Origin of the sequence: Anoxybacteroides rupiense, assembly GCF_014196195.1 — a bacterium.
GTDB lineage: Bacteria > Bacillota > Bacilli > Bacillales > Anoxybacillaceae > Anoxybacteroides > Anoxybacteroides rupiense.
Genome location: NZ_JACIDF010000001.1, coordinates 593,627 through 618,253 on the forward strand (window position 1 = coordinate 593,627; position 24,627 = coordinate 618,253).

The 24,627-nt window shown below is 41.8% G+C and carries 28 protein-coding genes and 1 pseudogene; 7 read left to right on the forward strand and 22 right to left on the reverse strand.

Going from position 1 to position 24,627, the window contains the following annotated elements; genetic code table 11:
- The first annotated feature begins 95 nt into the window (after positions 1-95).
- Positions 96-281 carry a DUF5325 family protein gene (locus GGQ95_RS02790; protein WP_066147064.1) on the forward strand — a complete coding sequence of 62 codons (186 nt, stop codon included), beginning with the start codon at positions 96-98 and terminating at the stop codon, positions 279-281.
- A gap of 29 nt (positions 282-310) precedes the next feature.
- Here GGQ95_RS02790 and GGQ95_RS02795 read toward each other — a convergent pair whose 3' ends face one another.
- The 4 genes from GGQ95_RS02795 to GGQ95_RS02810 form a co-directional block, all read right to left on the reverse strand.
- Positions 311-1,105, reverse strand: coding sequence for an inositol monophosphatase family protein (locus GGQ95_RS02795; RefSeq protein ID WP_183186299.1), 795 nt, complete (start codon positions 1,103-1,105; stop codon positions 311-313).
- 130 nt (positions 1,106-1,235) lie between these two features.
- Positions 1,236-1,424 (reverse strand): YkzI domain-containing protein, encoded by a 189-nt coding sequence (locus GGQ95_RS02800; protein WP_044746640.1) that lies wholly within the window; start codon positions 1,422-1,424, stop codon positions 1,236-1,238.
- Positions 1,425-1,548: 124 nt separating this feature from the next.
- Positions 1,549-1,827 carry a UPF0223 family protein gene (locus tag GGQ95_RS02805; RefSeq protein WP_044746768.1) on the reverse strand — a complete coding sequence of 93 codons (279 nt, stop codon included), beginning with the start codon at positions 1,825-1,827 and terminating at the stop codon, positions 1,549-1,551.
- A gap of 20 nt (positions 1,828-1,847) precedes the next feature.
- Complete coding sequence (locus tag GGQ95_RS02810; RefSeq protein ID WP_183186300.1) at positions 1,848-2,807, reverse strand: NAD(P)H-dependent flavin oxidoreductase; 960 nt, start codon at positions 2,805-2,807, stop codon at positions 1,848-1,850.
- Between the two features lie 476 nt (positions 2,808-3,283).
- On the opposite strand from GGQ95_RS02810, the gene GGQ95_RS02815 reads away from it, so the two are divergent.
- Positions 3,284-4,753 (forward strand): aminotransferase class I/II-fold pyridoxal phosphate-dependent enzyme, encoded by a 1,470-nt coding sequence (locus tag GGQ95_RS02815; RefSeq protein WP_044746769.1) that lies wholly within the window; start codon positions 3,284-3,286, stop codon positions 4,751-4,753.
- 259 nt (positions 4,754-5,012) lie between these two features.
- On the opposite strand, the gene GGQ95_RS02820 is transcribed toward GGQ95_RS02815, so the two are convergent.
- A complete protein-coding gene (locus GGQ95_RS02820; protein ID WP_044746642.1) occupies positions 5,013-5,135 on the reverse strand; it encodes a GapA-binding peptide SR1P in 123 nt (40 codons plus the stop codon).
- Positions 5,136-5,285: 150 nt separating this feature from the next.
- Positions 5,286-5,588 (reverse strand): DUF3055 domain-containing protein, encoded by a 303-nt coding sequence (locus tag GGQ95_RS02825; protein ID WP_044746643.1) that lies wholly within the window; start codon positions 5,586-5,588, stop codon positions 5,286-5,288.
- 112 nt (positions 5,589-5,700) lie between these two features.
- Between GGQ95_RS02825 and GGQ95_RS02830 the strand changes: the two genes are divergently transcribed.
- Positions 5,701-6,120, forward strand: coding sequence for a DUF1885 family protein (locus GGQ95_RS02830; RefSeq protein WP_080860952.1), 420 nt, complete (start codon positions 5,701-5,703; stop codon positions 6,118-6,120).
- A gap of 578 nt (positions 6,121-6,698) precedes the next feature.
- On the opposite strand, the gene GGQ95_RS02835 is transcribed toward GGQ95_RS02830, so the two are convergent.
- The 6 genes from GGQ95_RS02835 to GGQ95_RS02860 form a co-directional block, all read right to left on the reverse strand.
- On the reverse strand, positions 6,699-6,935 hold the full coding sequence (locus tag GGQ95_RS02835) for a hypothetical protein (RefSeq protein WP_044746645.1): 237 nt from the start codon (positions 6,933-6,935) through the stop codon (positions 6,699-6,701).
- A 114-nt stretch (positions 6,936-7,049) separates the two neighbouring features.
- Entirely contained in the window at positions 7,050-8,459 is a 1,410-nt protein-coding gene (gene lpdA, locus GGQ95_RS02840; RefSeq protein WP_066147056.1) for a dihydrolipoyl dehydrogenase, read from the reverse strand.
- 4 nt (positions 8,460-8,463) lie between these two features.
- Complete coding sequence (locus tag GGQ95_RS02845; protein WP_044746647.1) at positions 8,464-9,762, reverse strand: dihydrolipoamide acetyltransferase family protein; 1,299 nt, start codon at positions 9,760-9,762, stop codon at positions 8,464-8,466.
- Between the two features lie 61 nt (positions 9,763-9,823).
- A complete protein-coding gene (pdhB, locus tag GGQ95_RS02850; RefSeq protein WP_044746648.1) occupies positions 9,824-10,801 on the reverse strand; it encodes a pyruvate dehydrogenase complex E1 component subunit beta in 978 nt (325 codons plus the stop codon).
- 3 nt (positions 10,802-10,804) lie between these two features.
- Positions 10,805-11,914 carry a pyruvate dehydrogenase (acetyl-transferring) E1 component subunit alpha gene (gene pdhA / locus GGQ95_RS02855; RefSeq protein ID WP_044746649.1) on the reverse strand — a complete coding sequence of 370 codons (1,110 nt, stop codon included), beginning with the start codon at positions 11,912-11,914 and terminating at the stop codon, positions 10,805-10,807.
- Positions 11,915-12,288: 374 nt separating this feature from the next.
- Positions 12,289-12,924 (reverse strand): YkyA family protein, encoded by a 636-nt coding sequence (locus tag GGQ95_RS02860; RefSeq protein ID WP_080860956.1) that lies wholly within the window; start codon positions 12,922-12,924, stop codon positions 12,289-12,291.
- Positions 12,925-13,371: 447 nt separating this feature from the next.
- On the opposite strand from GGQ95_RS02860, the gene def reads away from it, so the two are divergent.
- On the forward strand, positions 13,372-13,926 hold the full coding sequence (gene def, locus GGQ95_RS02865; protein WP_044746651.1) for a peptide deformylase: 555 nt from the start codon (positions 13,372-13,374) through the stop codon (positions 13,924-13,926).
- A gap of 32 nt (positions 13,927-13,958) precedes the next feature.
- Here the strand turns inward: def and GGQ95_RS02870 are convergent, their stop codons facing one another.
- Positions 13,959-14,732 carry a Cof-type HAD-IIB family hydrolase gene (locus GGQ95_RS02870; RefSeq protein WP_044746770.1) on the reverse strand — a complete coding sequence of 258 codons (774 nt, stop codon included), beginning with the start codon at positions 14,730-14,732 and terminating at the stop codon, positions 13,959-13,961.
- 478 nt (positions 14,733-15,210) lie between these two features.
- Here GGQ95_RS02870 and GGQ95_RS02875 point away from each other — a divergent pair, with 478 nt between their 5' ends.
- Positions 15,211-15,420 carry a DNA-dependent RNA polymerase subunit epsilon gene (locus GGQ95_RS02875; RefSeq protein WP_044746652.1) on the forward strand — a complete coding sequence of 70 codons (210 nt, stop codon included), beginning with the start codon at positions 15,211-15,213 and terminating at the stop codon, positions 15,418-15,420.
- 3 nt (positions 15,421-15,423) lie between these two features.
- Positions 15,424-17,091, forward strand: a complete 1,668-nt coding sequence (gene rnjA, locus GGQ95_RS02880; protein WP_044746771.1) for a ribonuclease J1 — start codon at positions 15,424-15,426, stop codon at positions 17,089-17,091.
- 242 nt (positions 17,092-17,333) lie between these two features.
- Here the strand turns inward: rnjA and GGQ95_RS02885 are convergent, their stop codons facing one another.
- The 7 genes and pseudogenes from GGQ95_RS02885 to ccpC form a co-directional block, all read right to left on the reverse strand.
- Positions 17,334-17,999 (reverse strand): potassium channel family protein, encoded by a 666-nt coding sequence (locus GGQ95_RS02885; RefSeq protein WP_236631808.1) that lies wholly within the window; start codon positions 17,997-17,999, stop codon positions 17,334-17,336.
- 111 nt (positions 18,000-18,110) lie between these two features.
- Positions 18,111-18,565, reverse strand: a pseudogene (locus GGQ95_RS02890) (TlpA family protein disulfide reductase).
- A 54-nt stretch (positions 18,566-18,619) separates the two neighbouring features.
- Positions 18,620-19,162 (reverse strand): peroxiredoxin, encoded by a 543-nt coding sequence (locus GGQ95_RS02895; protein WP_183186301.1) that lies wholly within the window; start codon positions 19,160-19,162, stop codon positions 18,620-18,622.
- A gap of 598 nt (positions 19,163-19,760) precedes the next feature.
- Positions 19,761-20,003, reverse strand: coding sequence for a YkuS family protein (locus GGQ95_RS02900; protein ID WP_044746772.1), 243 nt, complete (start codon positions 20,001-20,003; stop codon positions 19,761-19,763).
- Between the two features lie 58 nt (positions 20,004-20,061).
- Entirely contained in the window at positions 20,062-21,186 is a 1,125-nt protein-coding gene (locus GGQ95_RS02905; protein WP_080860961.1) for an N-acetyldiaminopimelate deacetylase, read from the reverse strand.
- Positions 21,187-21,296: 110 nt separating this feature from the next.
- The gene (gene dapD / locus GGQ95_RS02910; RefSeq protein ID WP_044746656.1) at positions 21,297-22,007 is read right to left on the reverse strand and encodes a 2,3,4,5-tetrahydropyridine-2,6-dicarboxylate N-acetyltransferase; all 711 of its coding nucleotides are present in this window, start codon (positions 22,005-22,007) and stop codon (positions 21,297-21,299) included.
- A 71-nt stretch (positions 22,008-22,078) separates the two neighbouring features.
- The gene (gene ccpC / locus GGQ95_RS02915; RefSeq protein WP_183186302.1) at positions 22,079-22,942 is read right to left on the reverse strand and encodes a transcriptional regulator CcpC; all 864 of its coding nucleotides are present in this window, start codon (positions 22,940-22,942) and stop codon (positions 22,079-22,081) included.
- A 127-nt stretch (positions 22,943-23,069) separates the two neighbouring features.
- Between ccpC and GGQ95_RS02920 the strand changes: the two genes are divergently transcribed.
- Entirely contained in the window at positions 23,070-23,801 is a 732-nt protein-coding gene (locus GGQ95_RS02920) for a sulfite exporter TauE/SafE family protein (protein WP_080860965.1), read from the forward strand.
- 14 nt (positions 23,802-23,815) lie between these two features.
- Here GGQ95_RS02920 and cbpB read toward each other — a convergent pair whose 3' ends face one another.
- Together cbpB and abbA are read right to left on the reverse strand one after the other, a co-directional pair.
- Positions 23,816-24,268: a cyclic-di-AMP-binding protein CbpB gene (cbpB, locus tag GGQ95_RS02925; RefSeq protein ID WP_066147697.1), complete on the reverse strand. Its 453-nt coding sequence runs from the start codon at positions 24,266-24,268 to the stop codon at positions 23,816-23,818.
- An 84-nt stretch (positions 24,269-24,352) separates the two neighbouring features.
- Positions 24,353-24,553, reverse strand: coding sequence for an antirepressor AbbA (abbA, locus tag GGQ95_RS02930; RefSeq protein ID WP_044746659.1), 201 nt, complete (start codon positions 24,551-24,553; stop codon positions 24,353-24,355).
- Positions 24,554-24,627: the final 74 nt, after the last annotated feature.

The window sequence follows — 24,627 nt, forward strand, 5'->3', positions numbered from 1 at the left end:
GCTCGTTTATTATATCATAAAGATCATAGAAAAGCGGAATATTTTCGTGTAGACTGAATAAAGAAGAGAAAAGATAATGAAGAAGGGAGATTTTCATGAAATCGTTTCAGCCGATCTTTTTGCTGTTTGCAATCTTAGCAGCTTCCTCCATTATGGCTATTGGCATTTTTATCGCTGAACAAAGCGTGATCGGTATCATTATTTCATTCCTTATCTTTATCATCATCATGGGGACTGGATTTGCTGTGAAAAAACGAAAGCGGCAAAAGGGAACATTATAAACCGGGACAAACAACAGCTTGTCCCGGTTTCATTTCCGGATGTATTGCTGCAAAATCTCACGATGGAGCCCTGGCTTCGATACAAATACAGAACTCGGACCGAGAAGATCCAGCGGTTCACCATCTATATTCGTCACAAGCCCGCCCACCTCTTTAATAATGATAAGACCGCCGGCAAAATCCCATGGCGATAGCCTCATTGTCAAATAGGCATCAAGACGCCCCGCAGCAATATATGCCATTTCTAACGCAGCGGAACCATATGAGCGCGTTCCTCTGACTTCTTGTACAAGCCGGGCCAATTGTTTCGGATCGACTTGTTTATTTTCAATAATCCAAGATGCATTTAAGCAAATAATCGCTTCTGGAATGGATACAGGTTGCAACACTGGCAGCGGCCGATCGTTTAAAAAAGCGCCCTTGCCTTTTTGAGCATAATATAGCTCATCATGCACAACATCATACACATATCCAAGCATCCCTATACCATCTGCAAAAATGCCAATGGAAATCGCAAAATTGCGGCGTTGATGAATAAAGTTCATCGTTCCATCGATCGGGTCAATAATCCAAACTATGCCATCAAGCGCGGATATACAATCGCCAAATCCCTCTTCTCCCAAGACGCGATGGGAAGGAAAGGTTTGTCTGATTCGTTCAATAAAAAATTGCTCAACTTCTTTGTCCACATTCGTAACTAAGTCGCTGCGGCTTGATTTCGTTTCAATCGTTAGCGTTTTCCGAAAGGCTTGATGAATGCGTTCACCTGCTTCTTTTATCCATTCCTTGGCGCACTTGTCGATATGCTCCCAATTTGTGCTCATTTTACTCCTCCTAAACAAAAAAATAATCATAAGCTTGTATGTACAAATATAAATTAGAATAGTGCAATTTGGTATATTCAGCAAGAAAAAACGAACCGCATCGTGCGTGGTTCGCCATATGATTGTCTTTTTATAATTGAAGACGCATAAACTCTTGGCGTAGCCTCTCTAATTTTCTTTTGCATTCCTGTTTTTTTTCTTCATCATTTTCCACCATCGCCTCATAAAGAGTCGCTAATTCATAATCAAGTTCAAGGCGCAATACCGCCATTCGTCTTTCGCCATCCGACCGTTTTAATGAATTGACTGTTTTTTTCATTCACACCAGTCCCCCTTTCTTTTGTCCATTCTCGACCCAAATAACGAAATTTTCTGATAGTTGTTGTTTATATATATTTATGTCAAGAAAGGGGGCTATGCAACAAATTTGTGTATTCGTCTAATTATTTTTCATTTCCTTGAATCCAGTCGCCATTTTTGGCTTCCTTTGCTTTTTTAACCACTTGATAAGACGAATACCCGCTCGCCTTTTCAAACTCATCACAAAGCTTTTTTTCCTCGCTTTTGCTCGGGACAATTTCTTTAAACCGACGGTACAGGCTCATGAATTGTTCCCGCTCTATTCCCCGTTCGTATGCGGTTTCAATCGCTTCAAAAAATTTAATCACATCAATAACCTCTTGCGTTGTCCAATCATAAGAAAATGGGTATGAGTAATCCACGATCTTTTTCACCTCCGCTGTTAGTTTGTCCATTTGTTGCGAATTTGTTCCGCTTCCCGAATCATCCGCTCCAACAGCTCTGCCACAGTCGGAACATCATGAATCAGCCCCATTACTTGTCCTGCCCACGCAAACCCCTCACTCGTTTTTCCGTCATAAATAAATCGGCGATTGGCTTCTCCGCTTATGTATATTTTCAATTGCTCATATGTTCCGCCTTGCTGCTCAATCTGTAAAATTTTTTCCGTCCACTCATTGGCAATGGCCCGTCCAGGAGCGCCTAAGCTGCGTTTAATAACAACTGTATCACTTTCTGATCCCTTAACAAGCATTTCTTTATACAACGGATGGGCGTGGATACATTCTCGTGTCGCAATGAAGCGCGTGCCCATCTCAATCCCTTCTGCACCAAGAGCTAACGCAGCCATGAGCCCTCGGCCATCTCCAATTCCTCCCGAAGCAATCACTGGAATCGATACAGAATCGACGACTTTTGGAATCAATACAAAGGTTCCTATATCATATTTTCCTAAATGGCCGCCACCTTCTTGCCCAACCACCATCACTGCATCAGCGCCCAATTCTTCCGCTTTGACCGCCTGCCGCACAGCCGCAACAAGCACTAGCTTTTTCACATTCACTCCCTTTAGCTGTTCGAAAAATGGAGCAGGGTTTCCGCCTGTAACCGATATAACCGGCACCTGCTCCTCAATGGCCGCCTCCAGCATGTGCGAAAATGGCCGTCCATGCTGTCCAATCGCAAAATTCACTCCAAACGGCCGATCGGTTTTTTCTTTGACTTTTTTGATCTCAGCGCGCAAAGCATCCGGAGACGGCAGAGACATCGCCGTAATCTGCCCTAAGCCTCCAGCATTAGAAACGGCAGCCGCTAGGTCAGCATAAGCCAAATACGCCAATCCTCCTTGTATAATTGGATACTGAATCCCTAGCAGTTCTGTCACTCTTGTTTTCCAACCCATCTTGTTCCCTCCTCATTTGATAAGGCTGTTCATTCATTGCAGCCAGTTCTTCTCCTTTTTCATCATAGTCCTAGCGACAAAAAGGCATTTGCGGCCCTCCTTTTAGCATGAACGCAAGCCATCACCAGCCTGTCCTGATCGCTAAAGCCTATAAATGCAAAAAGCATTTTTCATATTAAGTATACTATCTTTCTTGATAAGCTGGCGATTTTCCTGTTTATCTGTTTGTTATTTATCAATCACATGCTGAATTGATCATGCCAAGGCGTGACTGACCGTTGACTCTCTAGAGATTTTTAGACTGCATGCATATCACCCTTTACTTATATACATGAGAAAAAACGCCATGATGCAAGCGACAAAAATCCTATAGAAAAAAGGTGGCTGATTTGTCAAAAATGATTCTTTGCAAACAAATAAATAAGTGCTATAATGCATTTGTTTTATTTTTATGCAAAAAGAGGTGTGAGGAAGAATTGTCACAGTATGAAACGCCGTTATTTACCGGACTGCTAGAACATATGAAAAAAAATCCGATCCAATTTCACATTCCCGGCCATAAAAAAGGAGCAGGAATGGATCCTCAATTTCGCCATTTTATCGGCGAAAACGCATTAGCAATTGACTTAATTAATATTGGACCGTTAGATGATTTGCACCAGCCAAAAGGCATCATTAAACACGCCCAAGAATTAGCAGCTGAGGCCTTTGGTGCTGATTATACGTTTTTTTCTGTACAAGGAACAAGCGGGGCAATTATGACAATGGTGATGTCCGTAGCAGGTCCTGGTGATAAAATCATTGTTCCTCGCAATGTGCATAAATCGGTGATGTCCGCGATCGTTTTTTCTGGAGCAACTCCGATTTTCATTCATCCTGAGGTTGATAAAGAGCTTGGCATTTCGCATGGAGTTACACCAGAATCGGTAGAAAGTGCCTTAAGGCAGCATCCTGATGCAAAAGGAGTACTCGTGATAAACCCTACTTATTTTGGCATTGCTGGCGATCTGAAAAAAATTGTGGACATCGCCCACGCTTATCATGTTCCCGTTCTTGTTGACGAGGCGCATGGCGTGCATATTCATTTTCATGAAAGATTGCCGATGTCGGCCATGCAAGCGGGAGCGGATATGGCAGCAACAAGTGTCCACAAGCTCGGCGGCTCGATGACGCAAAGCTCTATTTTAAATGTCCGCGAAGGGCTTGTATCCGCTAAACGTGTTCAAGCGATTTTAAGTATGCTCACGACGACCTCTACGTCCTATTTGCTGCTCGCTTCTTTAGATGTCGCACGCAAACGCTTAGCCACAGAGGGACGAGAGCTTGCTGAAAAAGCCATTCAGCTGGCTGAAATGATCCGGGAGCAAATTAATCAAATTCCTCATTTGTACTGTGTAGGAAAAGAAATTTTAGGCACAACCGCAACATACGATTATGATCCAACCAAATTAATTATTTCTGTTAAAGAGCTTGGGCTAACCGGTTATGACGTCGAAAACTGGCTGCGCCAAATGTATAATATCGAAGTAGAGTTATCTGATTTATACAATATTCTATGTATTATCACACCTGGAGACACGGAGAAGGAAGCAGACATTTTGATAACGGCTCTTCGTCATTTATCAGAGGAGTTTCGCCATCAAGCAGATAAAGGAATCAAACCGAAAGTATTGCTGCCGGATATTCCTTCTCTCGCTTTCACGCCGCGCGACGCGTTTTATTCAGACACAGAAGTCGTACCGTTCGAAAAATCAGCTGGAAGAATTATCGCTGAATTTGTGATGGTTTATCCTCCAGGCATTCCCATTTTTATTCCTGGAGAAATTATTACAGAAGAAAATTTAGCCTACATTAAAAAGAATTTAGAAGTAGGATTACCGGTGCAAGGGCCTGAAGATGATACACTGCAGACATTGCGCGTGATTAAAGAGGTTCAATCCCTATAAAAAGTACCATGTGGTAGACAAAGTAGAGATTTACTTTGTCTACTATTTTTTTAGATCCAGCCGTTTCAATATTTTTCGATATCAAACGGTCTGACACAACTGACAGGCAATCGATGCAGAATGAAAGCACTTGCCAACAACCTGAGAACACAAGTCGATGGATCAGCCTGTGTTTTTTATAACAAAAAAAACGCATGCTTCTCCCGTTCGCATGCGTTTTCTTTATTTTGAAACCCTTCCCCCATCTTTTGACCGTGACTTATTGGTTGTCATCTATTTTGTCATGTGTGCATTCTGCACATTTTCCATAAAGTGTTGTTACTTTTTCATCTTCAAAATGTCCAATTGTCGAATTGCACGTTTGACAAACGATTGTACCCATCCATACAACTCCTTTATGATGACTTAATGACTGACTGATTTAATAATAATATATCACATTAAAGGTGTCAATGGTTATTTTGTATGTCACATTTTTAAAAAAAGATACAAAAAAAGCAGGCATCAATGCCTGCTTTTTTTCTCTCCTGTTTTAGTAATCATACTCGGGATGCAGCGGTGCTGGTGGAATAAGATCAGAAAAGAAATCAGCCAAATCGGCAGTCTGACTTGCTGTATCAATACGAAAAATATTCTGTAAGTATTCATGATTTTCTACATCTCTTGGATCGAGGAGAGCGGAGCGTCCAGTTTGCATACAAATGACAAGCGGTTTACCAAAAAACAAGTTTGTATACACGATTCCGAAATCATAGCGTGTGTCCTTCGTGGCAAATCCCACAAATTGGACCTTCACTTGTTCGTGTTCGTCATACAACTTATCTACTAAATCCATAAACTCCCCTCCTTTTAAATATACTGAATTTTATTATAATTCAGTATATTTAAAAAATCAATAGAAAATTTTTTCTACTAATGCTAAAATGCGATTAGAGAGGTGATTATTTATGTCAACCCATGCATACATAAAGCTCGTTCCTGCTTCACGGCAAAAGACGGTAACGCTCGAAGAAGTAAAAAAGCTGCTCGATTCATATCAAGAGATGACAAAAAAGACAGGAGAACAATTAGGTTGGGAATATAAAGAAGCTGCTTTTCCGTATGAAATCATGGAAGTGAACAACGAAAACGGCTCTTGGCTTTATTTAAAAGGAAAAAATGGACGCTACCAAGCCATTTTCATCGTTGTCGGTCAAACGCAGCCAAATGAAACAGAAGCAAGTTCCTTTATTCAAATTACCCTCCCTAACGGAGCCACTCACGGAGACAAAGGAAAGGCCAATGAATTTTGCAAATTTTTAGCCAAAAAGCTTGAAGGAGAACTCCATTTATTTAATGGACGCATCATGTATTTTTATAAACGATAAAATGATAGAGAAAATCCCATTTTAATTTTATGTACAAGGGATGTTGATTGTCTAATTGACATCCCTTGATTCTTAGTGCCGTAGTGGGCAAGCGATGTGCTTGCCCACTACGCATGTTTTCTCAAATCAGAATACCAGCTGGCTCGTTCACTTGCGTTCGCTGTTTGAAGACAAAGGCAGAAAAGCCTGCGTTTAGCTAGATAATTTAGTATTTTCATCCACACTTTTATGTTTGTCTCCTATCATTTTGATCCCCCCATTCATTCCACTTCAGACTGGCTTGTCATTGCTTGATCAACAAGTTGTTCACGGGCAGACAAGCGCAGCCAGTGACGCAAAATATAAAAGCGCTTATCAATGAAACGATAGCCAAATAGCGATCGTTTTCTTTATTGATGAAACAGAGCTTCAGCCTCTCCTTTCCTCCAACGGTCCAAAAGGGGAATTCTGCTTTCGAATCAGCTGTATGTCCATCTTCTGTCGTATCTATGATCTGATTAAGAAAGCCTGTAAGTCGGCTAAAAGAACAAGGAAATCAATGGGCTTCTGTCAGAACAACCATTTATATTTACAAACGATCATGCTTCCCAGACAAGCCGCTGACAACTAAAATAAATAATCGCCGTCAGCAAGGTAATCCATATGGCTTTCTTTGTGCGCAATCCCATTTTTCTCGCCAGCAAAAAAGCAAAATACCAAAATATGCAAAGCAACAAACCTCGGAACAGCGGGCGATCGCGGCCAGACAACCATTCAATGAGTGAAAAGCTGCTCCAAATCATCATCTGCGACAAAAAAACAACATATTCTTTCATTGGACGATCCCCTTTTTTCTTTATACCATAACGATATGAAGCAAAAAGAAAAATTAGTCGCAGTCAATAGATAAAAAAAGGACATCCCTTCTGCTGGGATATCCTTTGATGCTTTTACTTAATAATATGAATCGGACTGCCAAGAACAGCTTCAGCTGTTTCCATCGCAATCTCGCCTAATGTTGGATGGGCATGAATCGTCATAGCCACATCTTCCGCCGTCATTCCCGCTTCAATAGCAAGACCAAGCTCAGCAATCATATCAGAGGCATTTGGTCCAACAATTTGCGCACCGATTACAACACCGTCTTCTTTACGCACGACAAGCTTCATAAAGCCATCCGTATCGTTTAATGCGAGCGCTCGTCCGTTTGCTGCAAATGGGAATTTAGCGGTTAGAACTTCAATTCCTTCATTCTTCGCTTGCTGTTCAAAATATCCGACAGAAGCGCACTCAGGATCTGAGAAGACAACAGCAGGAATCGCTAAATAATCGATTTCAGATGGATGTCCCGCAATCGCCTCTGCCGCAATTTTCCCTTCATAGGACGCTTTATGAGCAAGCGGCGGGCCTTGAACGATATCGCCAATCGCATAAATATTTGGAACGCTTGTGCGGCATTGTTTGTCAACCTCAATGAGCCCGCGCTCTGTCATTTTGATGCCTACTTGTTCTAGGCCAAGTTCATCCGTATTCGGACGTCTTCCAACGGTTACAAGCACATAGTCCGCATCGATTGTTTTCGTTTCACCTTTGCTTTCAAATGTAACCGTTACACCGTCTTCTCGTTCCTCAACACCTTTTGCCAACGCATTCGCAAAGATTTCTACACCTTTTTTCTTCAAGCGGCGTTTAACAATGGCGCTCATTGATTTTTCAAAACCGGATAAAATTTCATCTGCACCTTCAAGAATCGTCACTTGTGTGCCAAAGTTCGCATACGCTGTGCCTAATTCTGTTCCGATATATCCACCGCCGATGACAACCATGGATTTTGGAATTTCAGGGAGATTTAATGCCCCTGTTGAATCAAGGACGCGCTTCGAAAATTTGAATGCTGGAAGCTCAATTGGACGAGAGCCTGTCGCAATAATCGCGTTTTTGAATTTATATGTTTGTGCGCTGTTTTCTGTCATCACACGCACCGTGTTAGCATCAACAAAATAAGCCTCGCCGCGGACAATCTCAACCTTATTTCCTTTTAGAAGCCCTTCAACGCCGCCAGTTAATTTTTTTACAACGCTAGCTTTCCATTCTTGCACTTTTGTGAAGTCAACTGTGACATTCTCCGCTTTAATTCCCATGTCCTCTGAATGCTTCGCCGCTTCGTAGCGATGAGCAGCTGAAATTAAAGCCTTGGATGGGATGCATCCTACATTTAAGCAAACACCGCCTAGGTTCGCCTTTTCAACAATTGTTACCTTTTGGCCCAATTGAGCTGCGCGAATGGCAGCAACATATCCACCAGGCCCTGCGCCAACGACAAGAGTTTCTGTTTCGATTGCAAAATCACCGACTACCATTGTTTTACGCCTCCATTAATAATAATTCTGGATCATTTAACAGACGTTTAATATGGTTCAATGCATTTTGTGCTGTTGCTCCGTCAATCATGCGATGGTCAAAGCTTAATGACAAGGCTAATACCGGAGCAATGACAATTTCTCCATCGCGAACGATAGGTTTTTCAGAAATACGGCCAATACCCAAAATCGCTACTTCCGGATGGTTAATAACCGGTGTGAACCATTGTCCCCCAGCAGAACCAATATTCGTAATCGTGCAGGACGCGCCTTTCATTTCAGCTGGAAGAAGCTTACCTTCGCGCGCTTTTGTTGCAAGCTCGTTAATTTCTTTGGCAATTGCAAACATTGATTTACGATCCGCATGCTTCACAACAGGAACAAGAAGGCCTTTATCTGTGTCAGCCGCTATGCCAATATTGTAATAATGCTTGTGGACAATTTCTTCTGTAGCATCATCAATCGACGTATTCAGCGTCGGAAATTCACGCAATGCCGATGTTAATGCTTTTACAACATAAGGAAGGAATGTGAGTTTGATTCCTTTCTGTGCTGCAAGATCTTTGAATTTCTTGCGGTGTGCCACCAATTTTGTCACATCTACTTCGTCCATCAATGTGACATGTGGAGCCGTATGCTTAGAGTTAACCATCGCTTTAGCAATTGCGCGACGGATACCGCTCATTTTCTCGCGTGTTTCAGGGAACTCTCCCTCAAGCACAGCTGGTTGTGGTGCTGCTTTTGACGCCGCTTTTTCTTCTGATTGCTCTGCTGGAGCTGTTGAAGAAGCTTCTGCTTTCGGCGTTGCGGCACCTCCCGCTAAAAATGCATCAATATCGCTTTTTAAAATACGACCATTTTTTCCTGTCCCTTGCACAAGACGGATGTCAATTCCTTTTTCCCGAGCGTATTTCCGTACAGATGGCATCGCAATGACGCGGCGATTCGGGTCCGCTTCAGCCGCCGCTGAAGAGGCTTCCTGCGCTGGAGCAGCTTCCTGCTTTGGCTCTTCTGCTGCTTTTGGTTCGTCATGATCCTGTCCCTTAAATTTTAAGTTTTCATACCCCGGTGCGTCAAATTTAATTAATGTTTGACCAACCGTTGCAACCGTTCCTTCGTCTACTAAAATTTCGAGCACTTTTCCTTTGACAGGAGAAGGGATTTCTACAACCGCTTTATCGTTTTGCACTTCACAAAGCACATCGTCTTCGTTGACTTCATCCCCAGGCTTCACAAACCATTTGACAATCTCGCCTTCATGAATGCCCTCGCCGATATCTGGTAATTTAAATTCAAATGCCACTGTTTGTCGACCTCCTAATTGTTTCCAATGTGCTAGAGGAGGAATTTTCCTCCTCTTTCGCTTAGAAATTCATGACTTTTTTCACCGTTTCGATCACATCTTTGAAGTTTGGCAACCAAACAGGCTCTGCTTGAGAGAATGGATAAACCGTATCTGGAGCTGCTACGCGCAATACCGGAGCCTCTAGGCTTAAAATCGCGCGTTCATTAATTTCTGCTACCACATTCGCAGCAATTCCCGCTTGTTTTTGTGCTTCTTGAACAACAACAGCTCTGCCTGTTTTTTCTACAGATCCGATAATCGTTTCAATATCTAATGGCTGAACGGTGCGCAAATCGATCACTTCTGCAGAAATCCCTTCTTTTTCAAGTTCTGTTGCTGCTTTTAATGATTCATGAACCATTGCGCCGTAAGCAATAATGGATACATCTTTTCCTTCCCGCTTAATATCCGCTTTGCCAATCGGGATGGTGTATTCTCCTTCTGGAACTTCTTGACGGAATGAGCGATATAATTTCATGTGCTCCAAGAAAATAACTGGATCGTTATCACGAATGGCAGAAATCAACAATCCTTTTGCATCATATGGAGTAGAAGGAATAACCACTTTTAATCCAGGCTGCTGTGCTACTAATCCTTCTAAGCTGTCCGCATGCAATTCAGGTGTATGAACGCCGCCGCCGAATGGAGAACGAATCGTAATTGGAGCATGGTAGCGTCCACCTGAACGATAGCGCATACGAGCCATTTGTCCGGAAATGGAATCCATGACCTCATATACGAAGCCAAAAAACTGAATTTCAGGAACCGGACGAAATCCTTCGAGCGCAAGACCGATCGCAAGACCGCCAATTCCAGATTCAGCAAGCGGTGTATCAAATACACGTTCTTCCCCAAATTCCGCTTGCAAGCCTTCTGTCGCGCGGAATACGCCGCCGTTTACTCCAACGTCTTCCCCAAACACCAACACGTTCGGATCGTTTTTTAATTCGATGCGCAATGCATCCGTGATTGCTTGAATCATTGTCATTTGCGCCATGGCCTATTTCGACTCCTTCTCTTTATAAATTTCATATTGTTCTTTTAAATGAAACGGCATCTCTTCATACATGATGCTCATTAAATCCGTTACTTTTTGTTTCGCTGTTTCGTCTGCTTTTTTGATCGCTTCTTTAATATCTTCTTTCGCTTGCTCAATTACGCTGTTTTCTTCAGCTTCGCTCCAAAGACCTTTTTTCTCCAAAAACTTGCGGAAGCGAACGATCGGATCTTTTTTCTCCCACTCGTTTTCAAGTTCTTTTGTGCGGTAACGAGTTGGATCGTCCCCAGCCATTGTATGTGGACCGTAACGGAAGCACAATGTTTCGATCAGCGTTGGACCTTCTCCATTAACCGCGCGCTCACGAGCTTCACGCACAGCTACGTAAACAGCTAATGGATCCATGCCATCCACTTGAATGCCAGGAATACCCGCTGCTGCGGCTTTTTGAGCGATCGTTTTTGCTGCTGATTGCTTTTCTACTGGGGTCGAAATCGCAAAACGGTTGTTTTGCACAACAAAAATAGCAGGGGCTTTAAACGCTCCGGCAAAGTTCATTCCTTCATAAAAATCGCCTTGGGAAGCTCCGCCATCGCCTGTGTATGTAATGGCTACCGCTTTTTTGCCGCGCTTTTTCATTCCTAAAGCAACGCCGGCTGTTTGAATGATTTGCGCTCCGATAATAATTTGTGGCGGCAATACGTTAACGCCTTCAGGAATCTGATTGCCATGAAAATGGCCACGCGAGAATAAAAAGGCTTGATAAAGCGGAAGTCCATGCCAAATCATTTGCGGTACATCACGATAACCAGGCAAAATGAAATCTTCTTTTTCAAGCGCAAATTGGCTTGCAAGCTGGCTTGCTTCTTGACCGGCCGTTGGCGCATAAAATCCTAAGCGTCCTTGGCGGTTTAACGAGATCGAACGTTGATCAAGCACGCGTGTATAAACCATTCGACGCATTAATTCTTTTAGTTGCTCATCGCTTAAATTCGGCATCGCTGCTTCGTTTACAACTTCGCCTTCTTCGTTTAAGATTTGGAAAGTCGGAAATTGCTCAGCCACTTTTTCGAGCTGCTTCTTCAAATTGAATACGGATGTTTTCGCACCCATTCCATTCACCTCTACCTTTCTTGTATATAAAGTAAAATCAACCATACCAAGCATCTGCAAGCACTTTCATACAGCATTAATTTACCCAAATTCCGCTATAAACAGACAATATTTGCCGGCCGTCTGCACATGATGTGGCAGGATTACGAGAATCAAAAAACTGTATCAATGTTTTCACAAATAAAATTAGTACAATGATTATTTGCAACTTCAAGTTTACACCTTCTTAATCCATCCGTCAATTACTTTGATTTCTCGAATCGCTCCCATACATATATTGTAAAATGAAATAATCTGTTATAATATATAAATGAAGTTGTGTTATATTCTGTTATAGTATATTAAGGCATTAAAAAAAGCTGCCTTTTCGACAGCTATTTCCATTCACGATATAATCGCTTCTTTTCTTGATTATACTGTTCCGTATAATCATTAAATTGGTCATTGTCTGAAAGCAGTTCTTTATATGCACGATTAATTTGGTCCGTTTGGTGTTGCAGCTTTTCTAACGTTATATGCTCATCTTCAAGAAGACGATAAAATTCCTTTTCTAGCGCTAACGCTTTATGATAGTGATCATATACTGACTTGTACGCATCGTACCGCTTACCAATAATTTTTATCAAGGAACTCGCCTGTTTTTTCATTGTTTCATCTTGTACATGCGAAAGGCTTTCCTTAACGATGGTTAATTGTTCCTCAGCCTTTTCAATGTTTTTATATTCTTCCTCTATTTGCTTGTTTCTTTTTTCAATAAGCACTTGAGCCTTTCGCGATAATTTGGACACTTCAGAAAATCGTTTCATTCCAAGATCCATGATCTCGTTGTACAGCTTTGTCTGCTCCTGCTCGAGACGAACAAGCTGTTCATGCTCTTCGTTCATTTTGTCCTCGTATTTAGCCATTTTCTCCAACGCATCCATCACTTCTTTTTCAGGTGCCAACACCTTGCACCCTTGCACGAAAACCATCAGACAAAGAATCAGAAAAAATAGTTTAGCTTGCTTCATCTTTCATTCCCTTCTTTCCTGACCCATTTTATCGTATGTTTATTTACGATCCACAAATTTGTTTGATAGACTATTATAGATGAAAAACATTTAATTCTTCTATATAATATGGTATTGTTTTCGACGGTGGGGGGTCGCTTCATACCCCCGTGAATGGGTCTGAAAGCGGCGTGTTCCGCGTCTTTGTCACGCGAATATGTGGCGAAAACAGGTCCGAAGCTTGCCTCCAATCGTCGATTGTTCACAGATCATTTTTTGATCTTTCAGTTGCACAGATATTATTTCACTAGTGTTGATGGTCCATTATTTTACTTTAAAACAGATGATATGGCTCACCATCCGCTTTTCTACTGAAGCAGAAAAGCGAGGAATTCAGTACTGTTCATTTGTTTTTATTCAATCATCAACACGCTTGATATGATTTCATTATACAAGGAGTGATAAGCGATGATTACCATGAAAGATATTGTTCGCGAAGGCCATCCGGCTTTACGGGCCGTTGCTGAACCAGTTGCTTTGCCTGCTTCTAAGGAAGAGCAGGACCTTTTGCGAAGCATGCTGGAATACTTAAAAATGAGCCAAGATCCAGAGACGGCGGCAAAATATGGACTGCGTCCCGGCGTTGGATTAGCAGCCCCACAAATTAACGTCTTAAAACGAATGATTGCTGTTCATGCCCATGATGAAAAAGGAACGCTATATAGCTATGGTCTGTTTAATCCAAAAATCATAAGCCATTCCGTTCAGCTCTGCTATTTAACAAGCGGAGAAGGATGCTTGTCTGTTGACCGCAACGTTCCCGGATATGTACCGCGTTATGCCCGAATTACGGTTACCGGTACAACCCTTGAAGGCGAAAATATCACTTTGCGCTTAAAAGGATATCCGGCCATTGTCTTCCAGCACGAAATTGACCACTTAAACGGTATCATGTTTTATGATCACATCGATCAAGAAAACCCTTTCAAAGCACCAGAAAATGCGATTCCGATTGAACGATAAAGCGTAAAAAGAAGGGCGGACCGCCCTTCTTTTTACTTAATCAGCTCGAGCTGCTTCAGTCCGTATAAAATCCCTTCTTCATCCACTCGCTTTGTTACAAAATTAGCCACTTCTTTCACTTTCTCATTGGCATTTCCCATAGCCACACCTGTACCGACAAACTGAAGCATTTCGATATCATTTAGCCCATCGCCAAATGCATAAACATCCTCTTTGTCAATGCCGACTCGTTCGATCAGCCTGCGAATTCCTTCCGCTTTCGAACCACCAAACGGCAATACATCTGTAGATACGTTATGCCAACGCACAAAATGAAACTCAGGATACGATGTGATATAGACATGCTCTTCCTCTGGTTTGCAAAACAAAAGCGCTTGATAAATATCGCGCTGCTCATAGTAAAGCGGATCAAATGGAGGATGAGAAAATTTTAGGCTTTCCATACTTACATGAATATATGGATGTTCTTCAACGCTCGCCCTCATCCTTTCGGCATCCATAAACACAAGCGGATGCCCATTCTCATGAGCACGCTCTTTCAATTCATGCAACTTAGAACGATGCAAAGGATTTTTATAAATGACCTCGTCTTCAAAAACGACATATTGACCATTAAAGCTGACAAAGGAATCGATTCCTAATTTCTTCCGCAAATTTTCAAACATAAAAGGAGCTCTTCCTGTCGCAATCGCTACATACACTCCCGATGTTTTAAGCTTCTGAATAGCTTGCACAGTAGAAGCCGGCAATTCTTTGTTTTCATCAAGCAGTGTGCCATCAATATCAAAAAATACAATTTTCTTCATCGTTTTCTCACCTTTATAAAAAATCATTGCATTTGTTCATCATTACGTTAATGAAAAAAAGCAGGAATGTCAAACAAAAAATCTTCCAGCTTTCACCATGAAAAACCCTTCTTAATCTTCATATACTAAATAAAAAAAGTGGACATTTACTTTCGACAAGAAATGAGTACAATAAAAAGTAGGGAGTGATGAGAGATGTTGAAGAAGCTCAAGAAAAAATTGCTCCAACAATGGAAAGATTTGCTCCGTAAAAAATCAATCGCTTAACCGGACAGCCCTTCTTAAGAACAAAGAAGGGCTTCTTTTAAAATGAAAGACATGAATGAAAGCTCGGAGTTTCGTCAAAGATGATAGAAGTAAAAGGCAGCGCTGCTTGGAACATGTGCCGTGTCCAAAATAAAAAGCATGAAAATCAACTATATTTTATATATAATAAAAAAGTTAGGGAAATTATCGGTTAGTAAGGAGAGGTTTTACAATGATTTTTAAAGTGTTTTATCAAGAAAATCTTGACGAAGTGCCTGTAAGAGAAAAAACAAACACGCTGTATATCGAAGCGGAATCAGAACGGGAAGTACGCCAAAAACTTAAAAATCGCGCAATCAACATTGAATATATTCAGCCTCTTGAGGGCGCTCATTTAGAATATGAAAAACAAAGCCCAAATTTTAATGTACTGGAGATTTAGATGATGAAGTTTTTAAAAGAAAACCAAGTTGGTGTATTTGCGCTCGGCGGATTAGGCGAGATCGGAAAAAATACATATGGCGTACAATTCCAAGACGAAATTATTATCATTGACGCGGGAATTAAATTCCCGGAAGATGAACTGCTCGGTATTGATTATGTTATTCCTGATTACAGTTATTTAGTCAAAAATGCAGAAAAGATTAAAGGATTATTTATCACTCATGGTCATGAAGACCATATTGGCGGTATCCCTTATTTGCTTCGTCAAGTGAACGTTCCAATATACGGTGGAAAGCTTGCTTTAGGACTCATTCGCAATAAACTAGAAGAGCACGGATTATTAAGCCAAACAAAGCTCATTGAAATTAAAGAGGATGATGTGATCCGTTTCCAAAAGACAGCCGTTACGTTTTTCCGGACCACTCACAGCATTCCGGATAGCTATGGGATTGTCGTAAAAACTCCAGCGGGGCAAATCGTGCATACAGGTGATTTCAAGTTCGATTTCACTCCAGTAGGTGAACCAGCCAATTTAACAAAAATGGCTGAAATCGGAAAAGAAGGTGTTCTATGTTTGCTATCCGACAGCACCAATAGCGAAATTCCACATTTTACAATGTCAGAACGCCGCGTCGGTGAAAGCATCCATGATATTTTCCGCAAAGTTCAAGGCCGGATTATTTTTGCCACATTCGCTTCTAACATCCATCGTTTGCAGCAAGTAACTGAAGCTGCAGTACTTAATAATCGAAAAATCGCTGTATTCGGCCGCAGCATGGAGGCAGCCATTGAGATTGGACAAGGACTTGGCTACATCAAATGTCCAAAGGATACATTTATTGATGCCGGACAAATCAATCGCCTCCCAGCCCATCGCGTCACGATTTTATGTACAGGAAGCCAAGGAGAACCAATGGCAGCATTATCTCGCATCGCCAACGGCACGCATCGGCAAATTCAAATTATTCCTGGGGATACAGTTGTCTTTTCATCCTCCCCAATCCCTGGAAACACGGTCAGCGTGAACCGTACGATTAACATGCTGTATCGAGCCGGTGCCGAAGTGATTCATGGACCGTTAAATGATATCCATACATCCGGTCACGGTGGGCAGGAAGAGCAAAAGTTAATGATTCGTTTAATGAAGCCAAAATATTTTATGCCGATTCACGGAGAATACCGAATGCAAAAAATGCATGCGAAGCTTGCTGTTGACTGCGGGGTCCCTGAAGAGAACTGCTTTATTATGGACAACGGCGAAGTGCTTGGTCTAAGTGCAGAGGAAGCAGGAATCGTCGGTAAAGTTCCGTCCGGATCTGTTTATATTGATGGCAGCGGCATTGGAGACATCGGCAATATCGTGCTTCGCGACCGTCGTATTCTTTCTGAGGAAGGCCTTGTGATTGTCGTTGTCAGCATCAATATGAAAGAATTCAAAATCGCGGCTGGTCCCGATATCATTTCACGCGGTTTTGTTTATATGCGGGAATCTGGCGATTTAATTAGCGATGCTCAAGCATTAATTACAAAACATCTTGAAAAAGTGCTTGAACGGAAAACCAATCAATGGTCAGAAATCAAAAATGAAATCACAGATACTCTTGCGCCGTTTTTGTATGAAAAAACGAAGCGCAAGCCGATGATTTTGCCAATTATTATGGAGATCTAATCAGAAACAGCAAAAAGCAGGGAGAGTCTCCCTGCTTTTTGCTTTCCATATTCCCGGTTTGAAACAACCACTCGGCGAAAAGACAACCTTCTGCTTTTGAATGGACTATACGTTTCAGCCTCTCTTAACATCTAAAAAAGCGCCATAAGCAAGACATGAAGGGCGGCTGAAAAACGAGGAAAATCATTGTCTTATGCCACGTATTGATACAAAACAGCAGCGGTTCGTTTCCTCCTATGCTTTTAGCCGCTCACCACTTTTGCTTCAAAGCGGTCAATATCTTCGTCGGCGCCGATGACAACCAATATGTCCCCTTTTCGAATCATTTCAGAGGCCAACGGAGAAACAATAACTTCATTGCCTCGCTTAATCGCAACAATATTGATCCCATAACGCGCCCGAATATCCAACTCCAGTAATGAATGGCCCTCAAGGCGATGGCTTGCTGCAATTTCAACAATGCTATGAACATCAGAAAGCTCTAAATAATCAAGAACATTATTCGAAATAATGCTGTGTGCAATTCTTTCTCCCATATCGCGCTCTGGATGAACAATTTGGTCGGCTCCGATTTTTTTCAATACTTTTTCATGATAGTCGTTGGTAGCTTTTACGGTAATATTTTGCACCCCAAGCTCTTTTAAAATTAACGTCGTTAAAATGCTTGCCTGGATATTGTCGCCGATCGCAACAATCACATGGTCAAAATTGCGAATGCCTAAGCTTTTCAGCACGGCCTCATCAGTTGAATCTCCTACCACAGCATGTGAAGCAATGGAGGCATATTCATTGACGCGATCCTCATCAATATCAATCGCAAGCACTTCCATCCCTTGTTCACTTAATGTACGGCAAATACTGCCGCCAAATCGACCTAATCCAATTACAGCAAACTGCTTTTTTTTCACATGTATTCCTCCAATTTCACATCGCAACATGATCTTCTCTTGTTAATGTAATACGTTATGACAAAAAATGCAAATCAAAAAGGAACGAGCGGTATCGTTCCTTTTGGAGCTTTATTCTGCTTTTTGCTTTTCCTCCAGCACTCGATTGACGCGTTTTTCCAGCATCTTCATTCCGCTTCCACCCGCTTGAAAATGGCGCAGTTTTCCTTCTGCATCGAATACATAGTAAGCAGGAACGTATTGGTTTTCAAATGCATCCGTAATATGGTGTTCATTGTCTACTAAAATCGGCTGTGTCATGCCATGTTCTTCTGCCGTTCTTCTGACTAGATCAATATCTAAATCTCTTTCCGAGCGTGCATATGTACAGCCACCACATTTAATACATCCTTATAGCGATTGCGAAATTCATTGACTTGCGGCATCGCTTCCTTGCAAACATGGCAGCTTACGGACCAGAAATGAATAAGCGTCGGTTTTTTTCCGATCAAATCCTCGTTTGTAACAGTGCCATTTACATAAGCTGTTGCTCCGTTCAATGTAGGCATTGTCTCACGTAATTTCATCATATCCCTCCTCGTAAACGAAGGTCTAACATGATGTTGTTAGACCTTCTTCGATTATACCTCCAGCGTTTTTTGCCTCGGGTTTGCCGGGCAAAGCTGGCCTGTTTGCAGCGCTTGCAGAACGCGCAATACTTCATCCACATTACGACCGATATCGTTATGATGTGCGACTGCGTATTTTAGCTCTCCCTCTGGATCAATAACGAATAAACCGCAAAGCGCGACTCCTTCCTCCTCAATAAGTACGCCATAGTCACGGGATACTTGATGATTTGTATCCGCTGCTAATGAATACTTAATCTTTCCAAGGCCATTTTCTGTGCGCGACATATTTATCCATGCTTTATGAGAATATACAGAGTCTGTAGAAGCACCAATGACAACCGCATCTAAATCTTCAAATTCTTCATAGCGTTCAGAAATAGCGGTGATTTCTGTTGAACACACGAACGTGAAATCTAATGGATAGAAGAAAAGAACCGTCCATTTATTATTTTTGATATTTTCTTCTAAGCTGACCATGCCAAAATCTCCGTTAGGTAAAACAGCTTTCATTTCAAAATGAGGAGCCTGCTTACCTACCATACGCTCTGCCATATGTATCCCTCCATCATTTTAGATTGAGAAAATATTATATATTTCCTCAATGGTATACCATATATGCGGAAAAATTATACAAAAAGCTATATGGTTATGAAAGATTATATAATAATCGATTCTGAAAAGCTGTTGAGCGACTTCTTAACATCCCTATTCATTAACAACAGACCAAACACTCACGATTCCATGAAAATGTTATGAGCCAAAACACAGATAGCGCGCTGATCAAACTGATCGCCATTATTCTAGCGATTATAATTCGCTCACTATTTTTTCTATATCCATATCATCGTTTTCTAATCGATTGACATGCTTGCATCGTGGACTTTATACATAGATCCCATTAGAAGATTAGGCTTATAGCCCATTCCAAAGCCCCGCTTTTCGTCGTTTGGAGAACAAGTCAACGATTTGTCCCGACCACGCCAAAACATGGCCAAGCGCCAGAATCAATGATCACTAGGTCACTCGGAAACAAATGCTGACACATCAAGTGGTATCTATATGTCACTTGCATGCAAACGATTGAGAGCAGAAAAAGACTAGGAAGGCGCCTAGTCTTTTTTCAAAAGCTGTTGATTTACGAGACGCTTGATTAGCGTAACTTCTCCTCGACTTTTTGGCAAACCTCGTCTGCGGTCAAACCGCTCGCTTCAATAACAGAAGCTGAGGATACAGCATTTTGGATGCCCATCACATTTGAATCCTGGCCAGTCACAACGCAGCAATCGCATCCTTTTGCATCACTTTCCTGTTGAAGTGCAATCACTTCATGACCTCTTTCTTTTAATGCTTGTTGAACATTTGTTAACGATGGTTCTACCCCAATCTTTGCCATCATTCATCCACCTCCTCATTCACATAATGTGCCTTATCGGAGAGGAAAATATGCCATTCTAATTATTTCCTTTCCATCCAATATAAGATGCCAGCAAGGAAATGGCTTGATCAATCGCAAGTTCGTTCGGATTTAACCTTGCATGATGCAGCCCGTATTCTGATTCTACACCAAGCCAAAACATAAACCCTGGAATTTCGGCAAGCATATAGCCAAAGTCTTCTCCTGTCATGGCCTCTCGACATTCTATCATGTGAATATCAGAATGCTGCTGCACAAATGTCATGAACTCTTTCGTCAGTTTTTCGTTATTATATACTTGGTAGTACATGGAGCCATAATCAATCGATGCTTCACATTGATAGGCGATTTCCATTCCTTTAACAAGAGATTCAATTCTCTCTTTCACTTTTTTCATAGATTCTGCTGATAGTGTGCGAATCGTTCCTTCTAAACGCGCATTCTCAGCAATTACGTTTTGCACCGTTCCTCCCGAAATTTTCCCGATGGTGATAACAGCGCTGTCAAGTGGGTCAACGTTGCGCGCTACAATTGATTGAAGTTGTGTAACAAGAGCGCAGGCGGCGACGACCATATCATTTGCTAGATGAGGAAATGCCGCATGTCCACCTTTTCCTTTTAAATCAATGAACAGTTCTGATGTATTGGCAAATAGCAATCCTTCTTTTATAGCAATCGTACCAACAGGATATTCCGGTGCTATATGCAGTGCGATAATCATATCTGGCCGCCACTGCTGCATGGGCTCGCTTTGAAGCATCGGCAACGCACCGCCTGGACCTTCTTCGGCTGGCTGAAAAATAAATAATAAATCATCACGAATGGGATGATGCACAAAATGGGTTAATACACCCAAAGCAATACTCATATGAAAATCATGTCCGCAAGCGTGCATTTTTCCTTCATGTTGAGAACGATAAGGAAGTTCTGTTTCTTCATGAATGGGAAGTCCGTCAATATCCGCGCGGTAGGCAATCGTTTTTGTCGGCTGAAGGCCATTGATTTTTACAAAAATACCTGTTTTCCATGTTTGAATTTCCAACCTTTCCTGCGGCAATGACGCAATATAATTTAATAAATATTGCTGAGTTTTAAACTCTTGAAACCCCAATTCAGGAATTTTATGCAAATCACGGCGAATCGATACAAATGGGCTTACCATGCTTTTCTCCTCCTCGTAAAAAAGCGTGGAGCATCTCCACGCTTCGCTTGGCTGTTTCGCCTTAACGGGTATATTGATAGATAGCCTTTGAAAACGGAACAACACCACTTTTATAGTTGGCGCAATTCTTGCTTAATTTCTGTTTTGGCTTTTGTTTTTTCATCAATTTGTTTAATCACACGAGCTGGTACCCCTGCCACAACAGAATAAGGAGGCACATCATCGATTACCACCGCGCCGGCTGCAACAACTGCGCCTTTTCCAACCGTTACCCCTTCTAAAATAACGGCATTCGCGCCAATCACTACGTCATCCTCTACAATGACCGGCTTCGCTGAAGGCGGTTCAATCACTCCTGCCAATACCGCTCCAGCACCAACATGGCAATTCTTACCTACCGTTGCCCGACCACCAAGCACTGCATTCATATCAATCATCGTTCCTTCGCCAACAACTGCGCCAATGTTAATAACAGCCCCCATCATAATGACCGCATTATCGCCGATCTCAACCTGATCGCGAATAATCGCACCCGGTTCAATGCGAGCTTTAATTCCTTTTAAATCAAGCAATGGAATAGCAGAGTTGCGGCGGTCATTTTCCACAACATAATCTTCAATGCGGTCTTTATTCGCTTCCATCACCGCTTGAATTTCCTGCCATTCACCAAACACGACTCCAGCATTTCCCGTTATAAACGCTTTTGAGCCGGTTCCAAAATCTAATCCTTCAAGATTTCCTTTTATGTATACTTTGACTGGCGTCGCTTTTTTACTATTTTGAATAAACGCAATAATTTCATTTGCATCCATCATTTTCATGTCAGCATCCTCCTTTTATTCTCTTATTCCTTTACTTTAGCAAAACAAAGCCTGCGCTGACAAGCACCAATTCAGTCCATCAGCTCTCGGACCACTTGATAAAACGCTTGTACTTGCGGAAGCTGCCACGCGGTATCTGCACCGATAAGCCACGTACCTCTCTCCATCAATCGCCCCGTTCGATCCTTTAGCGGAATTTTGTTCATAGAATCGTCTAAATCATGAAGCGCTATTTCCGGCAAAATCGCATAACCGATCCCATGATAAGCCAACTGTTTGCACGTCTCAATTTGATCAACAACCATTGTCCGTTCAGGCGGTGTTTCAAATTGTTCATGCCACCATTGTTGAATATGGAGAAAATAGGTGGAATCGCTTTTAAACTGAATAAACGGTCGATCGGTTTTGGGCAGCTGCTCAAGACCGTTAATTTTTTGATCGATTAAATACAGCCGATCAGCAAACAAAAAATGCTTGATGCCGTTCCAATGGGGAACACCGCGCACGATCCCGATATGAAAATCGTTTTGATACATCCATTCCATAATATTGCTTGTCCATCCTGTAACTAACGCAATTTTGACGTTCGGATATCGCTCGGTAAACCGTTTTAAGATGGATGGAAGCCAGTGCTGGGCAGCAATAGAAACGACTGCTAACCTTAACGTCCCGCTCGCCCGTCCATCCATTTGCTCGATTTCCTCTTTTACTTGCTCAGTCGCTTGCACGATTTCTTTGGCCAGCTGGACAATTCTCTCTCCAGCCGGTGTCAAAATCAGCCCGCGAGGTGTTCGAACGAAAATTTTTGTATTCCAGTCATTTTCAAGCGTCTGCAAACGTTGAGAAAGAGCTGATGGGCTTACATATAATCTTGCCGCTGCTTTGCGCATGTTCAGCTCCTCAGCTAAAATCACAAGCCATTCATATTCAGTCATGCACCCATTGCCTCTTTCTGATAAGTTTTGCTTATCATTCTTGTTTATTTTTATGAAATTTCCTTATACCATTAAATTGTATATGATGATAGTAGAAAATTCTAAACCAAGGAGAGGACGGTTGCATATGGACTATGCCTTATTTATCGTCATCGGGGCATTAACATCGTTTGTCGGAACTCTGGCCGGCGGTGGTGGCTTAATTGGCATGCCTGTCCTGCTTTTAACAGGCGTACCTGTCCATCAAGCGATCGCCGCCGCTAAATTTTCCAATATGATCAGTTCATTTTCAAGCTTTTTTGTACTTCTTGGCGAAGGAAAAATCGGCTGGAAGCAAACCGCTTTTATCGTTCCGATCAGCTTAGGAGGGGGGATTACAGGCGGATTGCTTGCTTCATCCCTGCCTGAAAAAACCATGACGGCTATCGCCATTGCGTTGTTGACATTTGCTCTCAGCCTACAGTTTTTTCGAAAAAAGATGACGCAGCAGCGGTCAGCCGTTTTTTCGAAAAAATTATATGCGCCGCTTTATGGAATTAGCGTCTACGACGGAATGTTCGGTCCAGGTCAAGCCACGTTATTAATGTATACTTATTTGTCAACAGGACTTGACTATTTATCGGCGATCGCCTTTACGCGATTCCAAACGTTTATCAGCTGCTTTGGCGCCTTTGCCACGTATTTGTACGCCGGCCATGTGAACTGGCATATCGCCCCTTTTTTAGCGCTAGGGTCCGTCATTGGTGCACAAGTGTCTGTCAGACTTGCCCAAAAGCTAAAACAAGAACACTTGTCACTCATTTTAAATATCGTCACATTCCTGCTGATTATTCAGCTTGTTTTTAAAATGATCGGGTAAAGCACGCTGAAGCCTCATCCATTATAATGATTGAAGCGCCTCAGCTGCTTGTTCAACCGTTTTAATACTTCGCGTCTTGTAAAAATCCCTTCAAAATAGCCTTGCTCGTTTTCAACACAAACGAAAGGATGATTGACAATCAGTCCGATTCCCTTAATCACATTGTCGTTTAAAGATAAACGTGGAATATCTTTATTCATCACTTCCTCAACTTTCATTCGCTCCAATCGTTCAAGCTCAATTCGCTCTAGTCCTAAAATAGCATCCATAATCATCGTTGTACTGATAAGTCCATGCAGCTTATAAGATATATCAAGTACAGGAATTGCGGAGTATCTAGTTTTTGTTAAAACTAACAAAGCGTGATCCAAGTAATTTCCAACTTGAACATGAGCCACTTTTTCTGAAGGAATTAAAAATTGTGCAATCGTTTTGCCGGTAAATTCTTTGCTATCAAAACTGATCATGCCTATTTCCGCCTTTCGCATATACTTCTTCCCTTTTCAGTTTAACATACTCAGCGGTGTTGGATAAAAAAATAACTATCGCTTTTAAAGCGATAGTTCTTCATGAATTCGATGATACAGCTGTACTAATTTTTGATGACGCGCTTCATCTACATATTTGTAGCCCCTTTCGATATCAGAGAGCTCGCAGCTAATAATTTCAAGTGCATACTGCTGAGTAAAAAGCACATCCAGCAGCAACATCTGCTCATCTAAAGATAATCTTTCCAGCCATTCGTTTCTCATGATTCATCCTCCTTGCCAACATCCATTAGTATATATTCACAAATACGATGAAAAAGTCCAAAAAAAAATAAAAA

Excerpts from the sequence above, each read along its gene's own strand:
- GGQ95_RS02835 (WP_044746645.1), bottom strand. The coding sequence starts at position 6,935 with ATGAAAGAATATGTTGTTTTTTTGTCGCAGATGATGATTTGGAGCAGC.
- GGQ95_RS02830 (WP_080860952.1), top strand. The coding sequence starts at position 5,701 with ATGTCAACCCATGCATACATAAAGCTCGTTCCTGCTTCACGGCAAAAG.
- GGQ95_RS02905 (WP_080860961.1), bottom strand. The coding sequence starts at position 21,186 with ATGGTAAGCCCATTTGTATCGATTCGCCGTGATTTGCATAAAATTCCT.
- GGQ95_RS02920 (WP_080860965.1), top strand. The coding sequence starts at position 23,070 with ATGGACTATGCCTTATTTATCGTCATCGGGGCATTAACATCGTTTGTC.
- abbA (WP_044746659.1), bottom strand. The coding sequence starts at position 24,553 with ATGAGAAACGAATGGCTGGAAAGATTATCTTTAGATGAGCAGATGTTG.
- pdhB (WP_044746648.1), bottom strand. The coding sequence starts at position 10,801 with ATGGCGCAAATGACAATGATTCAAGCAATCACGGATGCATTGCGCATC.
- GGQ95_RS02860 (WP_080860956.1), bottom strand. The coding sequence starts at position 12,924 with ATGAAGCAAGCTAAACTATTTTTTCTGATTCTTTGTCTGATGGTTTTC.
- GGQ95_RS02900 (WP_044746772.1), bottom strand. The coding sequence starts at position 20,003 with ATGGCAAAGATTGGGGTAGAACCATCGTTAACAAATGTTCAACAAGCA.
- GGQ95_RS02800 (WP_044746640.1), bottom strand. The coding sequence starts at position 1,424 with ATGAAAAAAACAGTCAATTCATTAAAACGGTCGGATGGCGAAAGACGA.
- GGQ95_RS02825 (WP_044746643.1), bottom strand. The coding sequence starts at position 5,588 with ATGGATTTAGTAGATAAGTTGTATGACGAACACGAACAAGTGAAGGTC.
- ccpC (WP_183186302.1), bottom strand. The coding sequence starts at position 22,942 with ATGACTGAATATGAATGGCTTGTGATTTTAGCTGAGGAGCTGAACATG.
- pdhA (WP_044746649.1), bottom strand. The coding sequence starts at position 11,914 with ATGGGTGCGAAAACATCCGTATTCAATTTGAAGAAGCAGCTCGAAAAA.
- def (WP_044746651.1), top strand. The coding sequence starts at position 13,372 with ATGATTACCATGAAAGATATTGTTCGCGAAGGCCATCCGGCTTTACGG.
- GGQ95_RS02870 (WP_044746770.1), bottom strand. The coding sequence starts at position 14,732 with ATGAAGAAAATTGTATTTTTTGATATTGATGGCACACTGCTTGATGAA.
- GGQ95_RS02790 (WP_066147064.1), top strand. The coding sequence starts at position 96 with ATGAAATCGTTTCAGCCGATCTTTTTGCTGTTTGCAATCTTAGCAGCT.
- GGQ95_RS02810 (WP_183186300.1), bottom strand. The coding sequence starts at position 2,807 with ATGGGTTGGAAAACAAGAGTGACAGAACTGCTAGGGATTCAGTATCCA.
- GGQ95_RS02820 (WP_044746642.1), bottom strand. The coding sequence starts at position 5,135 with ATGGGTACAATCGTTTGTCAAACGTGCAATTCGACAATTGGACATTTT.
- cbpB (WP_066147697.1), bottom strand. The coding sequence starts at position 24,268 with ATGATCAGTTTTGATAGCAAAGAATTTACCGGCAAAACGATTGCACAA.
- GGQ95_RS02795 (WP_183186299.1), bottom strand. The coding sequence starts at position 1,105 with ATGAGCACAAATTGGGAGCATATCGACAAGTGCGCCAAGGAATGGATA.
- GGQ95_RS02895 (WP_183186301.1), bottom strand. The coding sequence starts at position 19,162 with ATGGCAGAGCGTATGGTAGGTAAGCAGGCTCCTCATTTTGAAATGAAA.
- GGQ95_RS02875 (WP_044746652.1), top strand. The coding sequence starts at position 15,211 with ATGATTTTTAAAGTGTTTTATCAAGAAAATCTTGACGAAGTGCCTGTA.
- rnjA (WP_044746771.1), top strand. The coding sequence starts at position 15,424 with ATGAAGTTTTTAAAAGAAAACCAAGTTGGTGTATTTGCGCTCGGCGGA.
- lpdA (WP_066147056.1), bottom strand. The coding sequence starts at position 8,459 with ATGGTAGTCGGTGATTTTGCAATCGAAACAGAAACTCTTGTCGTTGGC.
- dapD (WP_044746656.1), bottom strand. The coding sequence starts at position 22,007 with ATGAAAATGATGGATGCAAATGAAATTATTGCGTTTATTCAAAATAGT.